This window comes from uncultured Brevundimonas sp., from assembly GCF_937870815.1.
Classification (GTDB): Bacteria; Pseudomonadota; Alphaproteobacteria; order Caulobacterales; family Caulobacteraceae; genus Brevundimonas.
In genome coordinates, this window is record NZ_CALMZS010000192.1 from 1 (window position 1) to 3,225 (window position 3,225).

Consider the following 3,225-nt stretch of genomic DNA (forward strand, 5'->3'; position numbering starts at 1 on the left):
CGGCGGCTAGGGCGAAATCGGTTTGGACGCGATCGCGTCCAAACCCGGATCTTCGCTCCAGCCTTAGACTGGAGCCTGATCAGGCTCTAGACGGCGGCGGCGCTGGCCCCGGCCGAGGCCTCGCGGGCGGCGTCGGTGGCGCGGCGGAAGGGGCCGGGGAATTGGGGCGGGGAGACGCGCCGCCGGTCGGGCCCGAAATAGCCCTCGGTCCTGACGAAGGGCCGCGGCTTCCAGATCACCGACTGGATGCGGTCGAGCACGGCCTTGGCGGTGATCGGCTTGGCGAGGAATTCGGTGACGCCGGCGTCGCGGGCCTCGTAGACGCGCTGCTTGCCCGAGTGGCCGGTCATCATGATGATCGGCAGGTACGGATTGGGGCTGTCGGGGCTGTTGCGGACCAGCCGGGTGAATTCGACCCCGTCCAGCGGGAACATCTTGTAGTCGACGATGGCCAGGTCGACGCCGTGGTCGCGCAGCATCCGCAGGCCGGCCCCGCCGTCGTCGGCCTCCAGCACCTTGCGGATGCCCGCCGACTTCAGCACCGCCGTGGCGATGGCGCGCATATGCGGATTGTCGTCCACGAGGAGGATCTGGAGCGAGGCGAGCGAGGTCATCTGGACGGGCCGGTTGGGCGCCCCGGGGCGCGCGGATGGGGAAACCTAGGGACCGATTGCCTGCCCGTCCATGACTGACCGGCGATCACCCATCGACGTAATCGCTTACTCGCGCTCAGGTTCTGGTCAGCAGCGAGGGGTCCATGTTGCGGTTGCGCCATTTCATGCGCCAGCACAGGTGCGGGCCGGTGGCGCGACCGCTCATCCCCACCCGGCCGAGCGAATCGCCGCGGCGCACGTCCTGGCCGGCGCGGACCTCGAGACGCGACTGGTGCAGATAGGCGGTGATCAGCCCCTGGCCGTGGTCGACCAGGGTCAGGCCGCCCTCGAAATGCAGGTCGGGCTCGGCCAGGACGACGCGGCCGGCGGCCGGGGCGCGGATCACCGTCCCGGCCGGCGCGGCCAGGTCGACGCCGTAGTGCGGCCGCGCCGGCGTGCCGTTGAGCACGCGCCGGGCGCCCCAGCGGCTGCTGACCCGGAAGGCCTCGAGCGGCCAGTCGAAGCCGTCGCGGAAATGGTCGGCGTCGAGGCGGCTGGCGAAGGCCTCGCCCTTCAGGGCCGCCTCGCGGGCGATGCGGGCCAGCAGGGCGGGGTCGGAGGGCGTCACCGTCGCCGGCGGCAGGCCGTCGATGCGGGTCACCGGAAAGTCGCCCGGGGCGATGGCGAGCGTCCGGCGGGCGGAGCGGCCGTGGGCCCGGGTCTCGATCTCGACGCTGGACGGGGCGTCGCGGTCGAAGCCGACGATGAAGCGGCCGCCCGCCGAGGCGGCGGCGAGGGCCTCGCCGTCGACGAAGACGAGGGCGCGCGGCCAGGTGCGCCCCAGCGCGTGGCCGCCCTGGACGAGGCGGCCGGTCAGCTCGAGGTCGTCGGCGGGGCGCGCCCGCGCCGCTCCGGCCGCCGCCAGCGCCGCGGCTCCGGCGAGCAGGGCGCGGCGGTCGGGGGTCATCCGGCCGCGGCCTTCCGTTGCAGGGCCTCGCCGGGGCCGGCGTAGGCCTCCTGGCGCGCGACCGACCAGTAGCGCAGGATTTCGAGCGGTATGGCCCGGCCGCTGACGGCGCAGGCGACGAAGCGGCCGGGCTTGAGCACGGCGAATTCGCCGTCGGCGAAATGCAGGGTGGCGGGGCCGGCGTCGATCTCGGTCATGGGCGCAGGCTAGCCCGCGGGCGGAGGCGGCGCCAAGGGTCCGGCGTTCAGAACAGGTCGCCCTGGCCGGGCGGCGGGGTCTTGGCCCGGGGCGCGGACCGGGGCCGGGCGGCCGGCGCCGCGGCCTCGCCGTCGCCGTCGATATGGGCGCCGCAGGCGCCGTCGGCGAAGACCAGGCGCACGGCCTGGCCGGGCCGCAGGGCGGCGGCGGCGGCGATCATGGCCCCGTCCTCGCCCTCGACGCGGGCGAAGCCGGGCTTGGGCGTCCCGGGGTTCAGGCTGGACAGGGCCCGGGCGAGGGCGGCGAGGCGGTCGCGGTCCCGCTCGAGCCGGCGCGGCAGGACGGGGGCGAAGCGGGCGGCGGCGGCGCCGAGCCGGTCGCGGCGGCGCTCCAGGGCGCGGTCGAGCACGGCGGGCGACAGCCGGCCGGCGACGGAGATCAGCCGGCGCTCATGGACGGCGACATTGCGGTGCAGGGCGGAGCCGAGGCGGCTGCCGGCGTGGTCGAGGCGCTGGCGCGGCAGGGCCAGCAGGTCCTCGGGCCGGACCGGCAGGCCGCGCTCGACGGCGCGCAGACGGGTGCGGCGCTCCTCGATCAGCCGGCCGCCGGCGCGGACCAGCCGGCGGTCGAGGTCGAGCACGGCGGCGCGCAGGTCGGCCAGCACCGGGGTGGCGATCTCGGCCGCGCCGGTCGGGGTGGGGGCGCGGCGGTCGGAGACGAAGTCGATCAGGGTGGTGTCGGTCTCGTGGCCCACGGCGGAGATGACGGGGATGGTCGCGGCGGCGACGACGCGGGCCAGCCCCTCGTCATTGAAGCACCACAGGTCCTCGACCGAGCCGCCGCCGCGGGCGACGATCAGCAGGTCGGGGCGGGGGATGGGGCCGCCGGGCGTCAGGGCGTCGAAACCGAGGATGGCGTTGGACACCTGGCCGCAGGCGGCCTCGCCCTGGACCACGACCGGCCAGACCACGACGCGGCAGGGCCAGCGCTCGGCGATGCGGTGCAGGATGTCGCGGATCACCGCCCCGGTCGGGCTGGTGACCACCCCGATGACGGCGGGGAAGGTCGGGATCGGCTGTTTGCGGCCGGGGTCGAACAGGCCCTCGCCCTGGAGTTTGACCTTGAGCCGCTCCAGCTGGGCCAGCAGGGCCCCGGCCCCGGCGGCCTCCATGGTCTCGATGACGATCTGGTACGACGACCGCGCCGGGTAGGAGGTGATCTTGCCGGTGACGATGACCTCCAGCCCGGTCTCCGGCTGCACCCCGAGGCCGCGCGCCTGGCCCTTCCAGACCACGCCGTCGATGGCGGCCTTGTCGTCCTTGAGGGTCAGATAGACGTGGCCCGAGGCGTGGCGGTTGACCTTGGAGATCTCGCCGCGCAGCCGGACATGGCCGAAGCGGTCCTCCAGCGTCCGCTTCAGCGCGAACGACAGTTCGGAGATCGTCAGGGGCGGATTGTTGTCGCGCG

The 3,225-nt window shown here is 74.8% G+C and carries 4 protein-coding genes; all 4 read right to left on the reverse strand.

The genetic code is table 11. The features are described 5' to 3' along the window. Window positions 1-86: 86 nt before the first annotated feature. Entirely contained in the window at window positions 87-614 is a 528-nt protein-coding gene (locus tag Q0588_RS12935; protein WP_298746809.1) for a response regulator, read from the reverse strand. A gap of 115 nt (window positions 615-729) precedes the next feature. Then, the gene (locus Q0588_RS12940; RefSeq protein WP_298746812.1) at window positions 730-1,560 is read right to left on the reverse strand and encodes a M23 family metallopeptidase; all 831 of its coding nucleotides are present in this window, start codon (window positions 1,558-1,560) and stop codon (window positions 730-732) included. Continuing rightward, window positions 1,557-1,757 carry a DUF2093 domain-containing protein gene (locus tag Q0588_RS12945; protein WP_298746817.1) on the reverse strand — a complete coding sequence of 67 codons (201 nt, stop codon included), beginning with the start codon at window positions 1,755-1,757 and terminating at the stop codon, window positions 1,557-1,559. The genes Q0588_RS12940 and Q0588_RS12945 overlap by 4 nt, the downstream gene beginning before the upstream one ends. Before the next feature lie 47 nt (window positions 1,758-1,804). Continuing rightward, a complete protein-coding gene (xseA, locus tag Q0588_RS12950) occupies window positions 1,805-3,205 on the reverse strand; it encodes an exodeoxyribonuclease VII large subunit (RefSeq protein ID WP_298746819.1) in 1,401 nt (466 codons plus the stop codon). Window positions 3,206-3,225: the final 20 nt, after the last annotated feature.